Source organism: Candidatus Poriferisodalis sp., assembly GCF_965221945.1.
Lineage (GTDB): Bacteria > Actinomycetota > Acidimicrobiia > Acidimicrobiales > Poriferisodalaceae > Poriferisodalis.
Map to the genome: position 1 here is coordinate 1,946,433 of NZ_OZ244925.1, position 19,222 is coordinate 1,965,654.

The window sequence follows — 19,222 nt, forward strand, 5'->3', positions numbered from 1 at the left end:
GTGTTCAACTGCTCTCGGGTCTGCCTGCGCCAGCTGAGCGCGGCCCGGTTCGGCGGTGATGGGCCCGGCCAGTCAATTCGGCGGCCGCGAAGACTCCATGCTTCTTGCACCAGCGGCGCAACTCAGACACCACCTTGCGCGGAGCTCGCGGATCCCAGAACGATGCCGTGCCGACCTGTATCGCACAGGCTCCGGCCGCCATGAGCTCCACTGCGTGCTCGGCTGCCGCCACACCGCCGACACCCACGATCGGCACCTCGCCTAACGCCGCCCGCACGTCGAAGATGGCCCGGACGGCCACGGGCCGGATCGCCGGACCCGACAGCCCGCCGCCGACATTGCCGAGCGTGGGCACCGCAGTGACGGGATCGATGGACATTCCGAAGACGGTGTTGATGAGCGTGAGGGCTTCGGCTCCTGCGGTCAGCGCGGCGGCGGCGATCTCGACCAGATCGGTCACGTTGGGGGTGAGCTTTGCCCACAGCGGCACACCTGCAGCGGTCGCGGCGCTTATGGCATCGGCAGTAGCCGCCGGATCGCATGCAAACATCTGGCCCCGGCCCTCGAGGTTCGGGCAGCTGACGTTCACCTCCAGGGCCGTCAGGCCAGCATCGGCCAGGGTCCGAGCCGCTGCCTCATAGTCAGCCACCGTGCGGCCCCAGATGCTGGCCACCACCCGCGCCCCGGTTCGACGCAAGCGCGGCAGTTCGGTCTCGAGCCAGGCCTCGGCGCCGGGGTTCTGCAGACCCACCGCGTTGAGCATCCCGGCAGGCGTGCCCACAACACGAGGTGCTGGATTCCCGGCCCAGGCGAACGGCGACAGCGACTTGGTCACCACCGCACCCAGTTCGCCAAGGTCGAGGTACGCGCGGAGTTCGGTGCCGTAGCCAGCGGTTCCCGATGCGGTCATCACGGGATTGGGCAGCTCGACGCTGCCGATCCGTACTGCCATATCGATTGACAGGTCGCCCGACATACTCATTGGGGCCTCAGGCATGTTCACGCCGCATCGACGCATCGAGGCTCGCGTGGAAGTCCTGCAGCGGTCGCACTTGCAGGTCGCTCGCGAGCCATTCCCGCATGCCCGTCGCCACTGCTCGTGCGGCGGCGACCGTCGTGAAGCAGGGAATGTGATGGGAGCGGGCGGCCGCGCGAATGTGGCGGCCGTCGAGTTGGGCGCCGCGCCCCCGCGGCGTGTTGACGACCAAGTCCACCCGGCCCGCTGCCATGAGCTGCACAGCGTCCTCGCCGGGCGAGGTCTCCTCGCCGTCGGCCGACAGCTTCGCCACCTCGACATCGACGGGCACGCCGTGGCTCCGCAAGAAGCTTGCCGTGCCGGCGGTGGCCGCTATGTCGAAGCCGATCTCAGCGAGCACCCGAGCCGCTTCCAACGCCTCGGTTTTGTCTCGGTCCGCCAAGGTCAGCAGCACTGTGCCTTCGGAGGGCAGCACGTCGCCTGCGGCAATCTGGCTCTTCGCGAACGCCAGCCCGAAGGTGGCGTCGATGCCCATGACCTCACCGGTGGAGCGCATCTCGGGACCCAGCACGGTGTCCACCGAGGGGAACCTGCCGAACGGCAGCACTGCTTCCTTCACGGCCACGTGGCGCGGCGCAGCGTCAGGGTCCGCCCCACCGGCCAATGACGACCCGCTGTGCAGTTGCCCGTTGCGAGCCCATTCAGGCAGCATCCCGGCAGCGACGAGTTCGTCGAGCGTTTCTCCCGCCATCACCCGTGCCGCCGCCTTCGCAAGCGATACCCCCGTGGCCTTGGCCACGAACGGAACCGTGCGAGACGCCCGTGGGTTGGCCTCGATCACGAACACCTCGCCGGCTTTCACAGCGAACTGCACGTTCAGCAGACCGACCACACCCAGCGCTTCGGCCAACCGCTGCGTGTGCGAAACGATGACCTGCTGGACTTCGCCGCTGAGGCTCGGCGGCGGGATGGCGCAAGCGCTGTCGCCCGAGTGCACCCCGGCCTGCTCGACGTGTTCCATGATCCCGCCGAGCATCCACGTCCCGGTGCGGTCGCGCAGCGAGTCCACGTCGACCTCGATGGCGTCTTCGAGGAACTGGTCCACGAGCACGGGCCGCTCGGCCGACAGCCCGCCTTCTCGTCCCAACGAGGAGAACAGGGCGAGCTCGGCCATCGTTGCAGCCAACTCAGCGTGGTCATAGACAACCGTCATGGCTCGGCCGCCCAGCACGTAGCTGGGGCGCACCAACGCGGGAAAGCCGATCTGCTCGCAGATCGCGGCTGCCTCGGCCGGTCCCGACGCAGTGCCGCCGGGCGGCTGGGGGATGGCGAGCTCTGTGCACAGAACGTTCCAGCGCTCTCGGTCCTCGGCGAGGTCGATGGAGTCCGCGGGAGTGCCGCACACAAGCTCAGCCGGCAACTCGGAGGCCAGCTTGAGCGGCGTCTGCCCGCCCAGGCTCACGATGACGCCGACCGGCTCCTCGGCTTCGATGATGTTGTAGACGTCCTCGACGGTCAGCGGTTCGAAGTACAGCCGGTCGGAGGTGTCGTAGTCGGTGGAGACCGTCTCGGGGTTGCAGTTCACCATCACGGTCTCGTAGCCGGCCTCGCGCAAGGCGAAGCTGGCGTGCACGCAGCAGTAGTCGAACTCGATGCCCTGGCCGATGCGGTTTGGTCCCGAGCCCAGAATGATCATCCGGGGGCGGGTGCTAGGGCGGATCTCGTCCTCGTCTTCGTAGGTGGAGTAGTGGTACGGCGTGCGGGCGTCGAACTCGGCCGCGCAGGTATCCACCGTCTTGAACGTGGCGCGCACGCCCGCTTCGAGACGCGCGGCCCGAACCTCGGCTTCGCTCACGTCCCACAACCACGCCAGTTGCGCATCGGCGAAGCCGAACTGCTTGGCACGCCGCCAAGTGCGACGGTCCATCGAGGCCACTCCCCCGACGGCTTCCAGTACCTCGCGCTCGTCGATGATGGCGAGCATCTGGTCCACGAACCAGGGGTCCACGCCAGTGTTGGCGCTGATGGCATCGGGGTCGGCGCCTCGTCGCAGCAGCTCGCCCATCTCGAAGATGCGTTCGGGCGTGGGCGTCTCGATGGCCTCGAGCAGCTCAGCGGTGGAGCGTTCGGCGTACTGCGTCTCGCCCGCGTCGGCGTTCAGACCGAACCGGCCCTGCTCGAGGCTGCGCAGCGCTTTCTGCAGGCTTTCACCGAAGGTGCGTCCGATGGCCATCACCTCGCCCACGGACTGCATCTGCGGGCCGAGCACGGGTGCCGCGCCGGGCAGCTTCTCGAACGCCCAGCGCGGGATCTTGGTCACCACGTAGTCGATGGTGGGCTCGAAGCTGGCGGGGGTCTCGCCGGTGATGTCGTTGCGGATCTCGTCGAGCGTGTAGCCGATGGCGAGGCGGGCTGCGATCTTGGCGATCGGGAAGCCGGTGGCCTTCGAAGCCAGCGCCGAGCTGCGGCTGACCCGCGGATTCATCTCGATGATGATCCGCTCGCCGTTGGCGGGATTCACCGCGAACTGCACGTTCGAGCCGCCGGTCTCCACGCCGATGCGGCGGATGCAGGCGAACGCTGCGTCGCGCATTTCCTGGTATTCGACGTCGGAGAGGGTCTGTGTGGGGGCGACCGTGATGGAGTCGCCGGTGTGCACGCCCATCGCGTCGAAGTTCTCGATGGAGCAGATCACCACGCAGTTGTCGGCGCGGTCACGCATCACCTCAAGCTCGAATTCCTTCCAGCCCCGCACGGACTGCTCGATGAGGATCTCGCTGATCGGGCTGGCATCGAGGCCCGTCGCTGCGGCAGCCTCGAACTCGTCGGGCGTGGTGGCGAAGCCGGTCCCCTCGCCGCCCAGGATGTAGGCAGGTCGGATGATGACCGGCAGGCCGATCTCGTCGATCGCTTGGCGGGCATCGTCCATGGAGTGCGCGATGGCCGAGCGAGCGCATTTGAGACCGATCTCGGTCATGGCCTGGCGGAAACGGTCGCGGTCCTCGGCAGTGGCGATGGCCTGTTCTGACGCTCCGATCATCTCGACGCCGTAGCGATCCAGCACGCCGCTGTGGCTGAGCTCGGTGGCCAGGTTCAGCGCGGTCTGGCCTCCGAGGGTGGGCAGCAGCGCGTCGGGACGTTCACGGGCGATGATCGCTTCGAGCACGGCGGCGTCGAGCGGTTCGACGTAGGTGGCGTCGGCGAATTCCGGGTCGGTCATGATCGTGGCGGGATTCGAGTTCGCCAGGATCACCCGGTAGTCCTCTTCGCGCAGCACACGGCAGGCCTGGGTGCCCGAGTAGTCGAACTCGCAGGCTTGGCCGATGACGATGGGTCCCGAGCCGATGATCAGGATCGAGGAGATGTCATCGCGGCGGCCCATCAGCTGCTCCCCCGCTGGCGGCCGGAACCGTTGCGGGTGCCTCCCCAGAACGTCGACATGAGGTCCGCAAAGCGATCGAAGAGGTAGCGCGAGTCGTGCGGTCCGGGGCTGGCTTCGGGGTGGTACTGCACGCAGAACGCGGGCAGGTCGCGGCAGGCGAAGCCCTCGAGCGCCCCGTCGTTCAGGCAGACATGCGTCTCGTCGACTCCCGGCACAGAGCCCGATTCGATGGCGAAGTTGTGGTTCTGACTGGTGATCTCGATACGGCCGGTGGACTCGTCGCGCACCGGCACGTTGCCGCCGTGGTGGCCGAAGGGAAGCTTGTAGGAGCGGCCGCCGAGGGCAAGGCCGAGCACCTGCTGGCCCAGGCAGATGCCGAAGATCGGAACCACGCCCAGCAGGTCCCCCAGCGCCGTGGTGACGCCGCCGGCCATCTGGGGGTCGCCTGGACCGTTGGAGAGGAAGATCCCATCGGGTTCTCGGGCCAGCACCTCGGCCGCGGGGGTTGACGCCGGCACGATTTCGACGGTGGCAATGCGCCCGAGATTCGTGGCGATGGCGCGCTTGATGCCCAAGTCGTACGCGACGACCCGCCACGGCCCGTCGCCCGCGGTGTACGTCTCGGCGGTGGTGACCTCGCTGACGAGGTCGACGCCTGCAGTGCCGGGCTCGGCGCGGGCGGCGGCTGCGAGACGTTCCAGCGCGTCGTCGTTGGGGGCAGGACCGAACGCGCCAGGCATGGCGCCGTGGTTGCGGACGTGGCGAGTCAGCCGGCGCGTGTCCACGCCGGCGATGCCGGCGATGCCGTGGCGGACGAGGTACGAGTTGAGGTCTCCCTCGGAGCGCCAATTCGATCGACGCCTCGCTAGGTCGCGGATGATGACGCCACGGCAGAAGGGCCGGCTCGACTCGGCATCGGCGGCGGTGATGCCGTAGTTGCCGATGTGGGGGTAGGTGAAGGCGATGATCTGGCCCGCGTAGGAAGGGTCGGTGATGACCTCCTGGTAGCCGGTCATCAGCGTGTTGAATACGACCTCACCGGAGGCCACCCCATGAGGTGCTGTTGGGGGCGCGCCGATCATCTCGCCCTCGAAGACGGTGCCGTCGGTAAGCACGAGGGCGCCTGGTGCGGGAACGCTTGACTGGTTCATCGTCCTGCCCCCGCGCTTCGGGCCGCGAACATCACGGCGGGCTCGCACGGCTGCCCATTGGCCACGACGAGATGCCCGGCGACGACTGTCGCGGTCACCATGGCGCTCATCGACCGGTCTCGGTGCGGGGTATTTCGCGCCATCGACACTGAGCCTCGCTCGGCCAGCGTCCAGGTCCGGTCGAGATCGAGCACCACGAGGTTTGCCGGTTGGCCCGGCTCGATGAGCCCACCGCCGAGGTGTGCGGCGCCGGCCAGCTCAGCCGGTCGCCACGACAGCGCCTCCAGCGCTGCTTCAAGACCGATCTCGGGATGACCGAGGGTGAGTGCAGCGCAGGTTTCGAGCGAGGCAATGCCAGGCGGCGCTTCATCGAAGGGCAGATCCTTGGCTTGGGGCGGCACTGGCGAATGGCCGCTGACGATGGCGTCGATGGTGCGGTCGTTGACGCCGGCGATCAGCGCGTCCCGGTCGGCCGCAGTGCGGTACGGCGGCTCGGCGCGCATCAGCGTGTCGTAGCCGTCGGCGTGGGCATCAATGAACAGCAGGTGCTCGGCAGTGACCGAGGCCGAGACGTCCAGCCCTTCGGCCTTGGCGGCGCGCACCAGCTCGACGGTACGGGCGGCGCTGATGCGGTCGAGGTGCAGGCGGCCGCCGGTGAGCCGTGCAACGCCGATGGCGACGGCGGCTGCCAACTCCTCGGAGGCAGCGGGCTCGCCCGCCAGCCCCATCCGCGCCGAAACTGCGCCTTCAGCCATGGCGGCAGCGCCGGCGAGGTGAGCGGTGGCAGGGCGCACGGACACGACAGCGTCGAGGGGTCCTGCGTACTGCAGGGCGCGTCGCAGGAGGCCGACGTCATCGGGAGGCCCGACGTCGGTGAACCATCGAACACCGGCGTCAGCCAGCTCGGCCATCGGCGAGAGGCGGCGCCCGGCCCGCTCGGCCGTGATCGTGGCGGCGGGAATGATGTGGCCGCGGGCGTGCGCCGCATTGCGGCGGAGCTCGGCTAGCTGTCCCAGACGGTCGAGCGGGGGTTCGGTGTCGGGCTGGGCCATCACGGCGGTGAAGCCGCCCCGCACGGACGCCGCGCTGGCTGTGGCGACGGTCTCGGCTTCCTCGTTGCCCGGCTCGCCCAAGCGTGCGAACAGGTCCACCAGACCCGAGACGACCACGCAGCCTGAGGCGTCGATCAGGCGTGCGGGGCCATCGACGGTCACGCCCGGCGGATTCACTGCCGCGATCTGGCCGTCAACCACGGTGATGTCGGCACGGCGCCGCCCGGCACGCTCGACGATCTCACCGCCCGTGATCACCAGGGCCGCTTCGGCAGCCGGCATCGGGAGCGTCTGGGTCTCAGGCATCGCTCTCTCCCGAGGCGTCGGTCCCTGCCGATTCGGCTCCTGGCAGCGCAGTGCCCGACCCGATGAGGCGGAACAGCACTGCCATGCGGGCTGCCACGCCGTGGGACACCTGCTGGGTGACAAGCACCCGGCTGGCAGCCAAGTCTTCGAACACGGCGCCCGCTATCTCGATGCCACGGTTCATCGGACCCGGGTGGGTGATGACGGCATCGGGGCGCAGACGCTGGGCTCGTTCGGCGGTGAGGCCGTAGTGAGCTACGTACTCGGTGACCGAGCCGATCAGTCCCTCGGCCATGCGCTCGCGCTGGCAGCGCAGCAGGCCCACCACGTCGAGCCCGCCGAGCACATCGTCGAGGCTGTGGGTGATCTCGACACGCTGTGCGGCTTCAGGCGGCAGCCAGCAGTCGATCCAGTCGCGGGGCTGTGCTGGGAGCAGCGTCGGCGGTGCGACCAGCACGATGCTGGCGCCGAGCGCGGCATAGGCCTCGATGTCGCTGCGGGCGACTCGACTGTGGACGATGTCGCCGACAATGCCGATACGTCGCCCTGCCAGCGTGGGCTGTTCAGCCGCCTCGGTTCCTGGCGGGCTGTCAGGGGCGGGGCTGAAGTGCCGCCACAGGGTGTAGGCGTCCTGCAGACCCTGGGTGGGGTGGGCATGCCAGCCGTCGCCGCCGTTGAGGACGGAGACGCCTTCGTCAGCCCAGCGCGCGATCTGGGCGGGCACTCCGGCGCTGCGATGTCGCACCACGGCAGCGTCGATGCCCATGGCCTGGATGGTCTCGAAGGTGTCGCGAATCGACTCGCCCTTGGACAGCGACGACGAGGCCGCCGAGAACGTCATCACGTCCGCCGACAGGCGCTTGGCAGCGGTTTCGAACGCGAGACGGGTGCGGGTGGATTCCTCGAAGAACAGCGTGGCCACGGTGCGGCCGCGCAGGGCGGGCACCCTGGGGATGGGCCGGCGGCCAACCTCCACGAAGCGGTCGGTGAGCGCCAGCAGTTCGGAGATGCCTTCGGTGCCGAGCTCGCCCAGCGTCAGCAGGTGCCCGCTCACTTGCGCATCTCCCCCAACAAGACGCCCTCGAGCGACACGTCCACCATTTCCTCGCGGCTGGTGGGCAGGTTCTTGCCGACAAAGTCGGGGCGGATCGGCAGCTCGCGGTGGCCGCGGTCGATGACCACGGCCAATTGCACGGCGCGCGGCCGTCCGAAGTCGTTTACGGCGTCGAGCGCGGCCCGGATGGTGCGGCCGGTGAACAGCACGTCGTCGACCAGCACGACAGTCATGCCGTCCAGGTCGAAGGGGATGTCGGTGACGGCTTCAGCCATGACGGGACGCAGGCCGATGTCGTCGCGATGCAAGACGACGTCGAGTGTTCCGAAGGGCACGTCGGTGCCGTCGATCTCGAACAGCAGGCGCACGATCCGCAGCGCAATCTGCACGCCGCCGGTCTGCAAACCCACCACCACGACGTTGTCGAGGCCCTGGTTGCGCTCGAGGATCTCGTGGCTGACCCGGGTGAGCGCCCGATGGACCCCGCTGGAATCGAGAATGGTCGTCCGGGCAACAAAAACGCCCCCATAGGGGGGCGTCATACGTCGCTCGCGGTCTGCCACGCGCAAGTCCTTCCTGTCCGTACGGGCCTCACAGGACCCGCTTCACGGTCAGATCCGCACCCTAGCGCGGGCGTGTTCCAAACCGGCGCGCATTTTCCGGCTCGCTGGCCTCAGGTGCAGGCGGGCAAGCTTGCGCCGATGAGGTCGGCAACGTCGAGCGCTTCAAGACTCATCGCGTGGCGGCCGTGTGCCGGGGCGAGGCCCCGCAGCACTACCGGGGACCAGTCCAGGGACACGTCGGCTCGAACAGCGTCGCCGCGCCGACACACCTCGCAGGCCGGGGCGGCACAGCCCGGCGGCAGCGTGCACTTCTGGGGCGCGCTGTCGCCGATCGCGCACGAGTCAAGCGTGACTGTCGCAACCCGTCGGGCCTCGTTCGCGGCGTGATTGCGCAGCCCGATGGCCTGGGCGGTGTCCGCTGCGGCTGCGCTGAACAGCGCGCACATCGCGGCCAGCGCGAGCGCAATCTCAGGGGTACTCATGGCCGGGCGCTCAGCTGCTCAACCAAAACCGTTTCGTCGCACGCATCCCCTTCGGGATCAAGCGGTGCGCTCACAACCCCGCACCTGGCTGCGCTGGCGAGTCGAGCGCGCCAACTCGTGGCTGCCCAACTACGGCCAGCTCCGACGCAACACCGACCGAAGACCCCAGCACCGGCTCGTCCAGCGCGCCCTCACCGTCGCCTTGATCACCACTCTCGAGCTCATGAGCTACCGGAACCGGCGGCAACCCAAGACAGCACCTATCCGCTAACGCCCTTAGTCTTCTGCCAACTCCAGTCGTCGAACGGGTTGATGCGCGCCTATGCGTCGCGCAGGCGCACCAAGCCGCGCTTGGCATCGACGTCGGCGGGAGCTGTCGTCGCGATCTCCTCTGCGGTTGCCTCCGCGAACACCAACGTGGCGAGAATCGGTCATGTGGCGGAGATGATCCGTCGCTGCGCATGGGATCGCACCAGATCCGTCTCCTCTTGGGACAGCGGACGCATCGCGCTCTCGCTCGTTTCCCGCTTGACGAAGATGTTCGTTGCCAGCGTTACGTCGTCATCCGCCCCGAGACTGCTGCCTAGCTTCAATCCCACACGGGCTATCCACGCTCTGTTGGACGCCGTGTTCGCAGCGACTTCTCGGTATCAACCGCTCACATCGGGACGCGCCGTCGTGCGCCACGTCACGGTCGTCGCTGCGGTCACCGCGTCCCACGCGCCCGCGACTCTGACGAGATGCCACAGCCGCCGCGTGACCTCCTTGGCGGCTTTCTCCGCTGTCGCCGGTCTTGCGGTAAAGCGCGCTCTCCCAGCGTCCAGATCAATGGAATCTACGACTCGATACGCTGGTCGTTGACATCCATCAATTCCACCGCCTGCGCAACTGTTCAAACAAGGGGTGGAATGTCAAATTGAATGAGGGAGCGCGCAAACTGCAACGGCTGGTTCCCGACGGTTGAGAGGAGTATTGGTAACATACACGATACTGGTGACCGATCATAGCGCTTGATTTGATGACTATTCTTGCTGTGATCGGTTGCTCTATCTATTTGCCCGTAATGGAATATAGATACGGTTTCAGGACTGAGACATAGTTCCCGGGTGATCGTCTGCGTTTTGTTCGAGTGTGGGCTTTCTGACAGACCAGTTCAGCTTCGATAATGACAGGAAATTGCAAAGTTCGTCGACAGTAGCTCCAGAAGGTCGCATGTCCACTAGTTCACTGCGTAACCGGATCAGTTAGCGAAGAAGTGGTGAATTCGCATTCGTACGATGCTTCGAAAGAGTGAACTTGCGATGTGCTACACTGCGCCGCCACGGAACGAAGTTGGCTAAGCGGCTTTGTGTACACGCCGGGACTATTGCCTCACGTACTCCGCAAGTGACGCCATAGATTGTTCAACAATCGGGGAGATTTATGACCGACGGCAGCGCCAGAGCACTGACGAATGCATATGTGCGTGAGTTGAACCGGGAGCACGCGACCGGTAGTGCAACTGAACACAGCTATCGACCTGCACTCAAGACGTTTCTGGAAACTCTAGGCGGTCAGGGAGTCGTAGCTGTCAACGATCCAAAACGCGTCGCTGCTGGTGCACCCGATTTTGTAATCCAGCGACAAGGTCTGCCAGTCGGCTTCGTGGAGTGCAAAGACGTCGGCAAAGACCTGGACGCAGAAGCTGAATCGGATCAGTTGACTAGGTATCGCACAGGTTTAGACAATCTGATTTTAACCGACTATTTGGAATTCAGGTGGTATGTGAATGGCGTCTTGCAGATGCAGGGCGAGATATGCAAGCAATTGCCAGCGCCGCGTCGTCTCTCATCCAGCCGGGTTGACGAGGTGACGAACATTCTGAGCAGATTTCTCCGGCATGTTTCGCAAGCCATTGTGTCTCCTGACCTGCTTGCCGAACGTCTCGCCAACAAGGCCGCGCTGCTGAGGGACAGTATGAAGGATCTGCCCGACTTCCCCGTCGAAGTCGGCATCGAGGCAGACGAAGAGGCTGAGGAGGCTGTCGACGAAATCAGCCCTTTAACGCCATTGCAAGAGCACTACAAGTCCTATCGCGCTGTACTGTTGCCGAACCTCAGTCCCGATGAGTACGCAGACCTTCAGGCACAGACTGTCGCTTACGGGCTGTTCGCTGCTCGTTGCCTTGACCCGGACGCACCCAGCTTCAGTCGGACGACCGCTGTGTTCGCGGACACTACGCCCTTCCTAAAGCAGGTGTTCAATCTCGTCGCCGGTCCCGAAGCTGACGAACGTCTCTTGTGGGTTATCGATGACATAGCCGACATGCTCGCTTGTGCCGACATCCGTCAGATACGAACTGATCTGGGTGTGCGAGACGACATCTTGGATCCGATCATTCACTTCTACGAAGACTTCCTTGCCGCGTATGACCCTGACCTTCGCGAGTTGCGCGGCGTGTACTACACCCCGAAGCCGGTCGTGTCCTACATCGTCAGGAGCGTAGACCGACTGCTGCGTGACCGGTTCGGGCTGTCGGATGGGCTGGCTGACCGGGCAACGATCGAGAACGGTGACAGCCCCGATGAAACCGAGCCGAAGGTCACGATCCTCGACCCCGCGGTGGGTACCGGCACGTTCTTGCGTGAGACCATTTCCCACATTCGCAATGACCTGCGAGCGCAGGGAATGGGTGGTGCGTGGTCGAGATACGTGGAAGACCATCTCCTTCCCCGATTGCACGGCTTCGAACTGCTGATTGCCCCATATGTGATATGTCATCTGAATCTGTCGATGGAACTCGGCGGACCGAACGGTCAGTTTCAGACCAGCAATGACCAGAGGCTCAACGTGTTCTTGACGAACACGCTTGAAAAAACGGCCACGACTGGACAGCAGACGGCGTTCGCCTCCGTGATTGTCCAGGAAGCGAGACAAGCAGACGCAGTGAAGCAGTCCCGCCCGGTCATGGTGATCATCGGAAATCCGCCCTATTCAGGCGAATCAGCGAACCAGGGCGACTGGATCGTCAATTTGCTGCGAGGCAAAGAGGACAAGTCGTCAGGCAACTACTTCTCGGTTGACGGCGAGCCGTTGGGTGAGCGGAACACCAAATGGCTTCTCGATGACTACGTTAAGTTCATTCGATTCGGTCAGTGGCGCATCGAGAAGACCGGCGAAGGGATACTGTCGTTCGTTACCAACCATCGATATCTGGACGCTTCTCTGTTTCGAGGCATGCGCCGGTCCCTCATGACCACGTTCGACGAGATTCGGGTACTCGATCTTCACGGCAGCGTAATCCGAGGCGATATTTCTCTTGATGGCAGCCCAGATGAGAACGTCTTCGACATACGGCAAGGCGTCGCAATCGTCTTTCTTGTCAAGTATCCCGAGTCGAGGGAAGAAGAGTGCACCGTGTACCACGCGGATCTCTACGGCCCCCGATCGTCAAGGAGCCCCAAGGGTAAGTATGAATGGCTGTTGGACAACGACATCAGCAGCACTCCTTGGCAGGAGATCGAACCATCCGCACCACAGTACTTGTTCGTGCCGTTTGACTCTGCTCTCGTGCAGGAGTACGAGCAGGGCTGGTCCCTGCCAGAGATCTTCCGCGTGAAGTCGACGAGCATCGTCACCGCGAACGACAAAATTGCGATCCAGTTCTCTGCCGCAGAAATGAGAGACGTAGGCGAGAAGATACGAGATGACGAAGTGGAGTTCTTGGAGAGCGAATTTGAGACGCTGGACGCTTCGAAACAGTGGGATGTGGGCGACGCTCGGGACGACCTGGAGCAGCATGATGATGTGAGCAAGAACGTGCGTCCGATTCTGTATCGCGTGTTCGACCAGCGCTACACGATATTCACCGGACGATCAGGAGGGTTTGTCCATCGACCCCGCAGCAAGGTGATGCAGAACCTGACCGACAAGGATTCCGGCAACCTCGCGCTGATCAGTTGCCGACAACAATCCCAGCGCACCGAATGGAATCACGTCTGGGTCTCCCGCACCATTGTCGAGAGTTGCGCCATCTCGAACAAAACCAGCGAGATCAACTACACGTTCCCGCTGTATATCGTCTCGAATGCCCATGAGTCGCAAATGGATAACAGCGCGCAAGGTCAGATGCAGATGGCAGCAGACAACAGAGTCGCGAACATCGACTCGGACTATGCAGAAGCGCTCAGCGCTGCACTGAATCTCGACTATTTGCCCGTCGGCAACGGAGACATGTCCGACACATTCGGACCCGAGGACATTCTGGGTTACATCTATGCCGTGCTGCACACGTCCAACTACCGAGGGCGCTACGCGGATCTGTTGGCACGCGACCACCCCCGGATACCATCGCCCCACAACCTAGAATTGTTCACTGCGATGTCCGCATTGGGACGGGAACTCATCGCCGCTCACCTGATGGAACACGAAACCGGCACCCTGCCCAGCTTCGACGCAGACGGTGACGACGAAGTGGCATTCGTCCAATACATCCCGCCAAATAACCGCGCACCGGGACGTGTCAAAATCAATGACTCGCAGTACTTCGATGACGTGACACCCCAAGTGTGGAAACACCTAATCGGCGTGTATCAGCCCGCCGAGAAATGGCTAGCCGAACGAGTCGGACGCACCCTGTCCGTGGAAGACATCGAGCACTATCGCAAGATCTGCGGAGCGATCGCGCAATCACAGAACATCGTGGAGAAGATCGACGGGCTGGACGCGGACTGATCCACGCGCTCAGCCCCGGCGGCATAAGACCATTTGCGTCCTGAGCGCATGCGCAGAGCTGAACGGCCGAGTCGATACGCCAACTATCTATGACCCGATCAAATCAGTATTAGCGGAGGCAACTTCAAATTCGGCGGGACTAAGGTCAGTAGGTCGCGACTGATTCTCGGACACGTCGGAGCCTCCTCGGGCAAACTTGCGTCAGCATAGAGAACGAATGAAGCCGCTGCGGTTCAGCTCCTCACCACTGTCATCCACCGGACCGTCTCGCACCGCGGACAACCTGCTCCGATCTCGATCGGGAACGTTTCGCATGTCATGCACACGCCGGTATAGGTGCGATCGCCGACGCGGCCTTCGGCGGGATGCTCAATCGGCTGGTCCCGATAGCGCAGCCGCAGAGCAATCGCTTCGACCTCATCGATAATGTGCGCTGGACCTGGTGAGACATCGTGGTCCCGCCGTTTGCGCAGACCGATGACCACCGTATCGAGCGCGGAGGCTAGGTCCGTGAGCTGCTCCGCAGGGAGCCGATCGAGTGTCTCCTGCAACACCAGTCGTGTCGCCAGAAGTTGTCCACGAGTGCGATCGAAATCGCCGCTGAGAGCGTCCACGGCGGGGACCGTAGCGAGCCGGAATCACGCAGCACGAATGAATTTCGGTGTGCACGAGGTCACTGTGTTTCGATGACCTGCCCGTCGGTGGTGATGTTGTGCAGGCGAACCGCGAACATGTCGCGCATGATCATGTGGATGACATCCTCGGCACGGGCGTTGATCTCGGCGCTCAGTGGCGGCAGCGGATGCAGTCTGAAGCTCACGCCGCGGACAGAATGCCTACACGCTGGGTACCCGGGGTTCCGCGGCGTCGTGGTGAATGCGCCAGGTGGGAACGGAAGTTCGAACGATTCTTCGTCGGGGCTCGTTCTGTAGGCTTCCGCTGCGAGTTCGATGAGCGTTTGCGGTGCTTCGCTCGGCTTGACGACCAGCACCGAGTCCGGCACCGACATGCGCTCCTCGGACCTGCCGTCGTAATCTGCCGGGTTTGGCTCCGCTCGGCGGAATCGCACGTCGGTGAGATCGAATCCCAGGTCCAAGATGACTTCGACACGGATGTCGGTGATGCTGTCGCCGCAGTCCTCATCAGTGGGTTTGCGCAGGTCTGGTAATCAAGATCGTCCGCATCAGGAACACCATCTGAGGGCATGTCCGACGTTCAGCCTTCTTGATTGCGGATCAACATGACGAGCCCCGAGGCAGCGTGGGTGGCGTTGCGTAGGCGAACCGCGTTCATGCCGGTTCCGACCCCCAGGTGAGTATGTACTTGTGCCATCCGTGCTGGTCGTAGCGGTAGACCGGAACACGGTGACCGTGGACCTCCTCGAAGTCATGTCTGCCTGATGACGTGATCCATACGGCGTCAAGTCCCTGCAGATCGATGCTGACGGTCACCCGCTCATGTTCCAATATTCCGCGGGTCGCGGCCGACGCGCCGGGATTGCGCCCGATGCCTGGTGGTAGCCACACGAACAGGTGGGCTTGGCCGGCTCCGTTGGACTTGGCAGCGAGCAACTTCTTGAGATTCGGTTCGACGTGTGCTCCTGCGGCTCGTGCGATGTCATTGGGGTTGAAGGAGAACGGTTCGAGGTAGGGCGGTTGGAGCCAGATTTCGCCGCCGTCGCCCAACTCGACGGCTTTGACAGCCACGATGTTCAGATCGCGCAGTCGTCGACGCAGCGGATGTTCCGCGCTGCTGCCCGAACCCGGTCGCACGAAACCCACCTCTTCAAACAGTTCATCTCGTTCCACCTGAAGCAAGATCTCCTCAAGTTCGTCCTCGATTTGGTCGAGCAATGGTCGGACTGACTTGTGATCCGCCCACCGCTCGACTGGTACGTTGATGTCAACCTGCCAATAGAGCCGCAACGAGTCCGCCATGATCGGATTCCGGTGCCCCAGCTCGCTTGCGAACGCTGCCCTGTTGCCCGCTGTGTGCGAGGTCACCTCTACAGCGATCCTGGACGTGTCTGGCATGACAAGTTCCAGGTCGTGCACGCCAGTCGCACCCCGGACGTCCTTGGGCACCCAGCGCTCTGCCCGCAGAATCGCCTTTAGCCCTGATTATTCACGAGAATGCTGTTGATCGTATTTTCGGTGTGGGTTGCGCCCGGTTTGGTGGTGTGGGGCTGTCGGGGTGTCGGCGGGAGCGTCTCAGAGGGGTCGATGGCCTTGGTGTTGGTGCTCGGGCGGGTGTCGGGTGGGTGTGGGGGCGTGGCGGGGCTGTCCCGCCGGGGCAGGCGTCGAGCAGAGCAGGTCGGCTGGGGAGTCAGCGGGGGTGGGCGATGGCGAGGAGTGCTTTGGCGCCGGGGTGCTGTTGGGGCAGCCGCAAGAGGGCGCGCCGTGCGCTGTGGCACACCAGGGCGGGCAGGTGCCATAGCTGCCAGCGGAGCCGTTTGGGGGCTGCTCGGCGCAGCGCGCCGGTGAGGCATGCGTTCTGGAACCAGCCCACGAGCGCGAGACCGATCATGGACATGGCGGCCCAGGCGCTGTTCGCGTGCCAGTCTGTGAACGGCATGCGCGTCAGGCCGCTGTCTTTGAGCCGGCGTACGGCGTTCTCGACGTCGGCGTGTGAGCGCATCAGCTGGTCCAGTTGCACGGCGCTGCGGGGCTGGTCGGTGAGGAATCCCCAGTAGCGGAAGTTGTCGCTGGGGAACAGGGTGCGCTGCGCTCCGGGGTGGCGCGGCTCGCGGCGCACCACCAGCCGTGTGCGCTGCGGCCACCCCGACAGGTCCGCGAGGTCGGTGAGGTCCGCGACCTGAGCGGCGCGTCGCTTGCGCTGGCCGGGCCGCTTCGGGGCGTTGTGCCAGCGGTCCGGGTCGCCCAGCCCGGCGCGGATGGCTGCTTCTATGCCGCGATTCGACCGCGCCGACACCGCGTAGCCGATGTTGCGGTCACGCAGCTTCGCGGCGAGTGCGGGCGAGCATCCCGCAGCGTCGACGCGCACCACCAGCGCACGCCCCACGAGACTGTCGTCGTCGCCTTCGCGGTGGCCTGCGGCGTCGGGCTCGGGCAGCGTCGCCACCGCGGCGTCGATCACTTCGAGGTGATCGGCGATGTCGTTCGCTGCGGCGTTGCCGGGCCGCTGCTTTATCCACAGCGGCTCCCCGTCCGCGGTGGAGCACACCATCGGATGGAACCCGAACCCGCCCTTGTAATGGGGCGCAGCGCCCGCCTTGTTCTCCGAGTGGACCTCCAACAATGTCGAGTCGACATCGACCACCAGCGGGCCGCTGCGGTCACGGTCGGCCCACAACCGCTCGCGCACCACTGCGGCCGCGCCCAACAGCGCCGCCGGGCCGCTCGCGCCCAGGCCCGTGATCGTGCGGTACAGCGTCGAGTCCGACGCCACGTCGCCGAACAGCTCCCGCTGAGCGCGCAGATACTCGATATCGGTGCACGCCTCACCGCCGGCGGCCAGCATCAACAATCCATGGACCAGCACCTCGCCACGGTCATGAACCGGGGCCCGCTCGCCCCGTGGGGGCACCGCGGCCGACAGCGCCTCGGTCAGCCCGACACGGTCCGCGAAACCGCCCAAAGCGAACAGCCCCGCACCCCACACCACCCGGTCCCCGCCGCCTGCCAGACACGCGTTTGTGACACTGCTAGGTTTCACCTCGGAGATGCCCCCCTGAAACTGCGGATGCTTTCATTGCAGATATGCATCGTTGCAGGTCAGAGGGGCTTTTCCGCGGACCCGGACAAACCACTCCGCCCGGCTCGTGAATAATCAGGGTTAGCAGTTCACCGGCTTGCTGCTCGTCGTCGTCAAGTTCGCCCTTGCTCACGATCTCGTCCACCAGTGCCAGGTACTCGGGGTCGCTCAGCAGGCCTTCACTGAGGCTTGTCGGTCGAGTCATGCCCGAAGTTCATCACCCAGAAGGCATGCCAGCGCGGCAAGCGGCAGCAGGATGCTGCTACTGCCGCGTGAGATCGCGGAGCATTCGTTCGACGCGGCGGCGGTAGTTCTCGACTGCTTCGCGGTGAGCTTCGGCGCTCTCAGTATCTGTGCCGCTGGCGATTGGACCTCCCGCCGCCCAGTACAGGTCAGGCTCGAAGCCGTCGCCGATCGACTGATTGCATCCGCGGCACAGGGTGATGAGGTTTGGGTCGGCTGTGGGTCCGCCTTTGCTGAACGGGCGGATGTGGTGGGCTTCGAGCCTGGTCCGCGCGTCGTCGGCTTGCGGTGCGCCGCAGCGTTGGCATCGGTGTCCGTCGCGTTCGAAGATGCGCCGCTTCTGTTTCCGCCTGGACCGCACCATCGAGTCCGGAGCGTCAGGGTGGTAACGCATGAAGCCAACGGCTCCTTTGGACATGCACAGATGCGGCTTCACCAGGTCGGCGAAGTGCCCGCGTGCGATGCCCTCGGCGATGAGCGCATGTCCGCCGAGGAGGACGAACACGCGGAGTTGCGCCACATCGTTCACGACGATCCAGTCATGACCGACGTCTTCCCACATTCTGGTCATCTTGTCGGGGTACACCTGAGACGCCTCGCGCAGTTCGATGCCTTCGCCGGGTCCGACTCCTTCCGGGAAACCGGCGAAATGAGATTGAACCGACCGCTCCAACCTGCCGTGGCTATCGCGCAGAGTCAGGGCGAAGTAGGTGACTTCTGGACGTATCTGCTTAAGGCTGCGCTGGAGTCCGCGGATGCGCTCAGCCTGATCCTCGCTGCCGGGCGTAGTGACGGTCACAGAACCACCATACGGAACGCCGCGGGCTCACCCACAGCAGCTCTTGCAGCGGGCAGCGAGTCTTCTGGACGGCGCGCCAGTGTGGGTCACCGAATTGGGCGGCGGCGGGATGCTCAATCGGCTGATCCGGGGCGTGGAGTCTCAGTCGTGGCTCTCGTCAGCGAGGATCATTCGAACCCGTCACCGATTGGGTTCATCCTGTTCAACCAGCCTCAGCGCTGTGAGCGGGTGCGTACTGGGACTTCTTTCGCGCTCATGCCAAAGAATACACGCCATCGGACCTCGAAATCCGCCAAGCACATCAACCGTCTGAGTGACGCCGGTTCGGGACGGATCGGCTATCAGGGCGACGACCTGCCCGGGATCGAGCAGCCGCGAATCCATGGATGACCAATCGAAAGGCATCGTGTCCCTCCTTTGTTGTTCCCTGGTGATCCCCGCCCGGGCGAGCAGCTCGGCTAGCACTCAGGTTTCGCGCTATGTGGCGTACGCAATGCCTTTGGGTTGCCCGTAGCCGGTGCATCGGCCCGGACTGTGCTTCCCACCCGGGCACACCTGCCTCACACAGCTATACCTGCCGAGGGCAAGCTGAGCCACGCGCGACTGTGATGTTGTACTGCCAGCCGCTGAAGACGTCGTACGGGATCACGTATGCGAAGCTTTCGGCAAGGACACCCCGGAAAACAGAACTGGTGGTGAAACCCGCATCCCTACCTTCACGCGACAGGAACGCTTTACTATTCACTCGTGAGGAGCCATGGTCCAAGCCGAGATCGAGCAACTGATG

At 64.5% G+C, this 19,222-nt stretch carries 14 protein-coding genes; 2 read left to right on the forward strand and 12 right to left on the reverse strand.

Annotated elements, in window-relative coordinates; genetic code table 11:
* Window positions 1–4: 4 nt before the first annotated feature.
* The 7 genes from ACOQPH_RS09025 to ACOQPH_RS09055 form a co-directional block, all read right to left on the reverse strand.
* Window positions 5–997, reverse strand: coding sequence for a dihydroorotate dehydrogenase (locus tag ACOQPH_RS09025; RefSeq protein WP_420624287.1), 993 nt, complete (start codon window positions 995–997; stop codon window positions 5–7).
* Window positions 990–4,358 (reverse strand): carbamoyl-phosphate synthase large subunit, encoded by a 3,369-nt coding sequence (gene carB / locus ACOQPH_RS09030; protein WP_420624288.1) that lies wholly within the window; start codon window positions 4,356–4,358, stop codon window positions 990–992. The genes ACOQPH_RS09025 and carB overlap by 8 nt, the downstream gene beginning before the upstream one ends.
* Window positions 4,358–5,509, reverse strand: coding sequence for a glutamine-hydrolyzing carbamoyl-phosphate synthase small subunit (gene carA, locus ACOQPH_RS09035; protein WP_420621086.1), 1,152 nt, complete (start codon window positions 5,507–5,509; stop codon window positions 4,358–4,360). Before carA ends, carB begins: the two co-directional genes overlap by 1 nt.
* On the reverse strand, window positions 5,506–6,867 hold the full coding sequence (locus ACOQPH_RS09040; protein ID WP_420621087.1) for a dihydroorotase: 1,362 nt from the start codon (window positions 6,865–6,867) through the stop codon (window positions 5,506–5,508). Before ACOQPH_RS09040 ends, carA begins: the two co-directional genes overlap by 4 nt.
* The gene (locus ACOQPH_RS09045) at window positions 6,860–7,921 is read right to left on the reverse strand and encodes an aspartate carbamoyltransferase catalytic subunit (protein WP_420621088.1); all 1,062 of its coding nucleotides are present in this window, start codon (window positions 7,919–7,921) and stop codon (window positions 6,860–6,862) included. The genes ACOQPH_RS09040 and ACOQPH_RS09045 overlap by 8 nt, the downstream gene beginning before the upstream one ends.
* Complete coding sequence (gene pyrR / locus ACOQPH_RS09050; protein ID WP_420624333.1) at window positions 7,918–8,463, reverse strand: bifunctional pyr operon transcriptional regulator/uracil phosphoribosyltransferase PyrR; 546 nt, start codon at window positions 8,461–8,463, stop codon at window positions 7,918–7,920. Before pyrR ends, ACOQPH_RS09045 begins: the two co-directional genes overlap by 4 nt.
* 131 nt (window positions 8,464–8,594) lie before the next feature.
* Window positions 8,595–8,966: a hypothetical protein gene (locus ACOQPH_RS09055; RefSeq protein WP_420621089.1), complete on the reverse strand. Its 372-nt coding sequence runs from the start codon at window positions 8,964–8,966 to the stop codon at window positions 8,595–8,597.
* A gap of 64 nt (window positions 8,967–9,030) precedes the next feature.
* On the opposite strand from ACOQPH_RS09055, the gene ACOQPH_RS09060 reads away from it, so the two are divergent.
* Window positions 9,031–9,237, forward strand: coding sequence for a hypothetical protein (locus tag ACOQPH_RS09060; protein WP_420621090.1), 207 nt, complete (start codon window positions 9,031–9,033; stop codon window positions 9,235–9,237).
* A 160-nt stretch (window positions 9,238–9,397) separates the two neighbouring features.
* Here ACOQPH_RS09060 and ACOQPH_RS09065 read toward each other — a convergent pair whose 3' ends face one another.
* Window positions 9,398–9,565: a hypothetical protein gene (locus ACOQPH_RS09065; RefSeq protein ID WP_420621091.1), complete on the reverse strand. Its 168-nt coding sequence runs from the start codon at window positions 9,563–9,565 to the stop codon at window positions 9,398–9,400.
* 823 nt (window positions 9,566–10,388) lie between these two features.
* On the opposite strand from ACOQPH_RS09065, the gene ACOQPH_RS09070 reads away from it, so the two are divergent.
* Window positions 10,389–13,679, forward strand: a complete 3,291-nt coding sequence (locus tag ACOQPH_RS09070) for a type ISP restriction/modification enzyme (protein WP_420621092.1) — start codon at window positions 10,389–10,391, stop codon at window positions 13,677–13,679.
* A gap of 673 nt (window positions 13,680–14,352) precedes the next feature.
* On the opposite strand, the gene ACOQPH_RS09075 is transcribed toward ACOQPH_RS09070, so the two are convergent.
* The 4 genes from ACOQPH_RS09075 to ACOQPH_RS09090 all read right to left on the reverse strand — a co-directional run bounded on the left by ACOQPH_RS09075 (window position 14,353) and on the right by ACOQPH_RS09090 (window position 18,435).
* Window positions 14,353–14,499, reverse strand: a complete 147-nt coding sequence (locus ACOQPH_RS09075) for a hypothetical protein (protein ID WP_420621093.1) — start codon at window positions 14,497–14,499, stop codon at window positions 14,353–14,355.
* 469 nt (window positions 14,500–14,968) lie between these two features.
* Window positions 14,969–15,712: a hypothetical protein gene (locus ACOQPH_RS09080; protein ID WP_420621094.1), complete on the reverse strand. Its 744-nt coding sequence runs from the start codon at window positions 15,710–15,712 to the stop codon at window positions 14,969–14,971.
* A 292-nt stretch (window positions 15,713–16,004) separates the two neighbouring features.
* Window positions 16,005–17,354 carry an IS1380 family transposase gene (locus tag ACOQPH_RS09085; RefSeq protein ID WP_420621095.1) on the reverse strand — a complete coding sequence of 450 codons (1,350 nt, stop codon included), beginning with the start codon at window positions 17,352–17,354 and terminating at the stop codon, window positions 16,005–16,007.
* A gap of 301 nt (window positions 17,355–17,655) precedes the next feature.
* Window positions 17,656–18,435, reverse strand: a complete 780-nt coding sequence (locus tag ACOQPH_RS09090; RefSeq protein ID WP_420621096.1) for an HNH endonuclease — start codon at window positions 18,433–18,435, stop codon at window positions 17,656–17,658.
* Window positions 18,436–19,222: the final 787 nt, after the last annotated feature.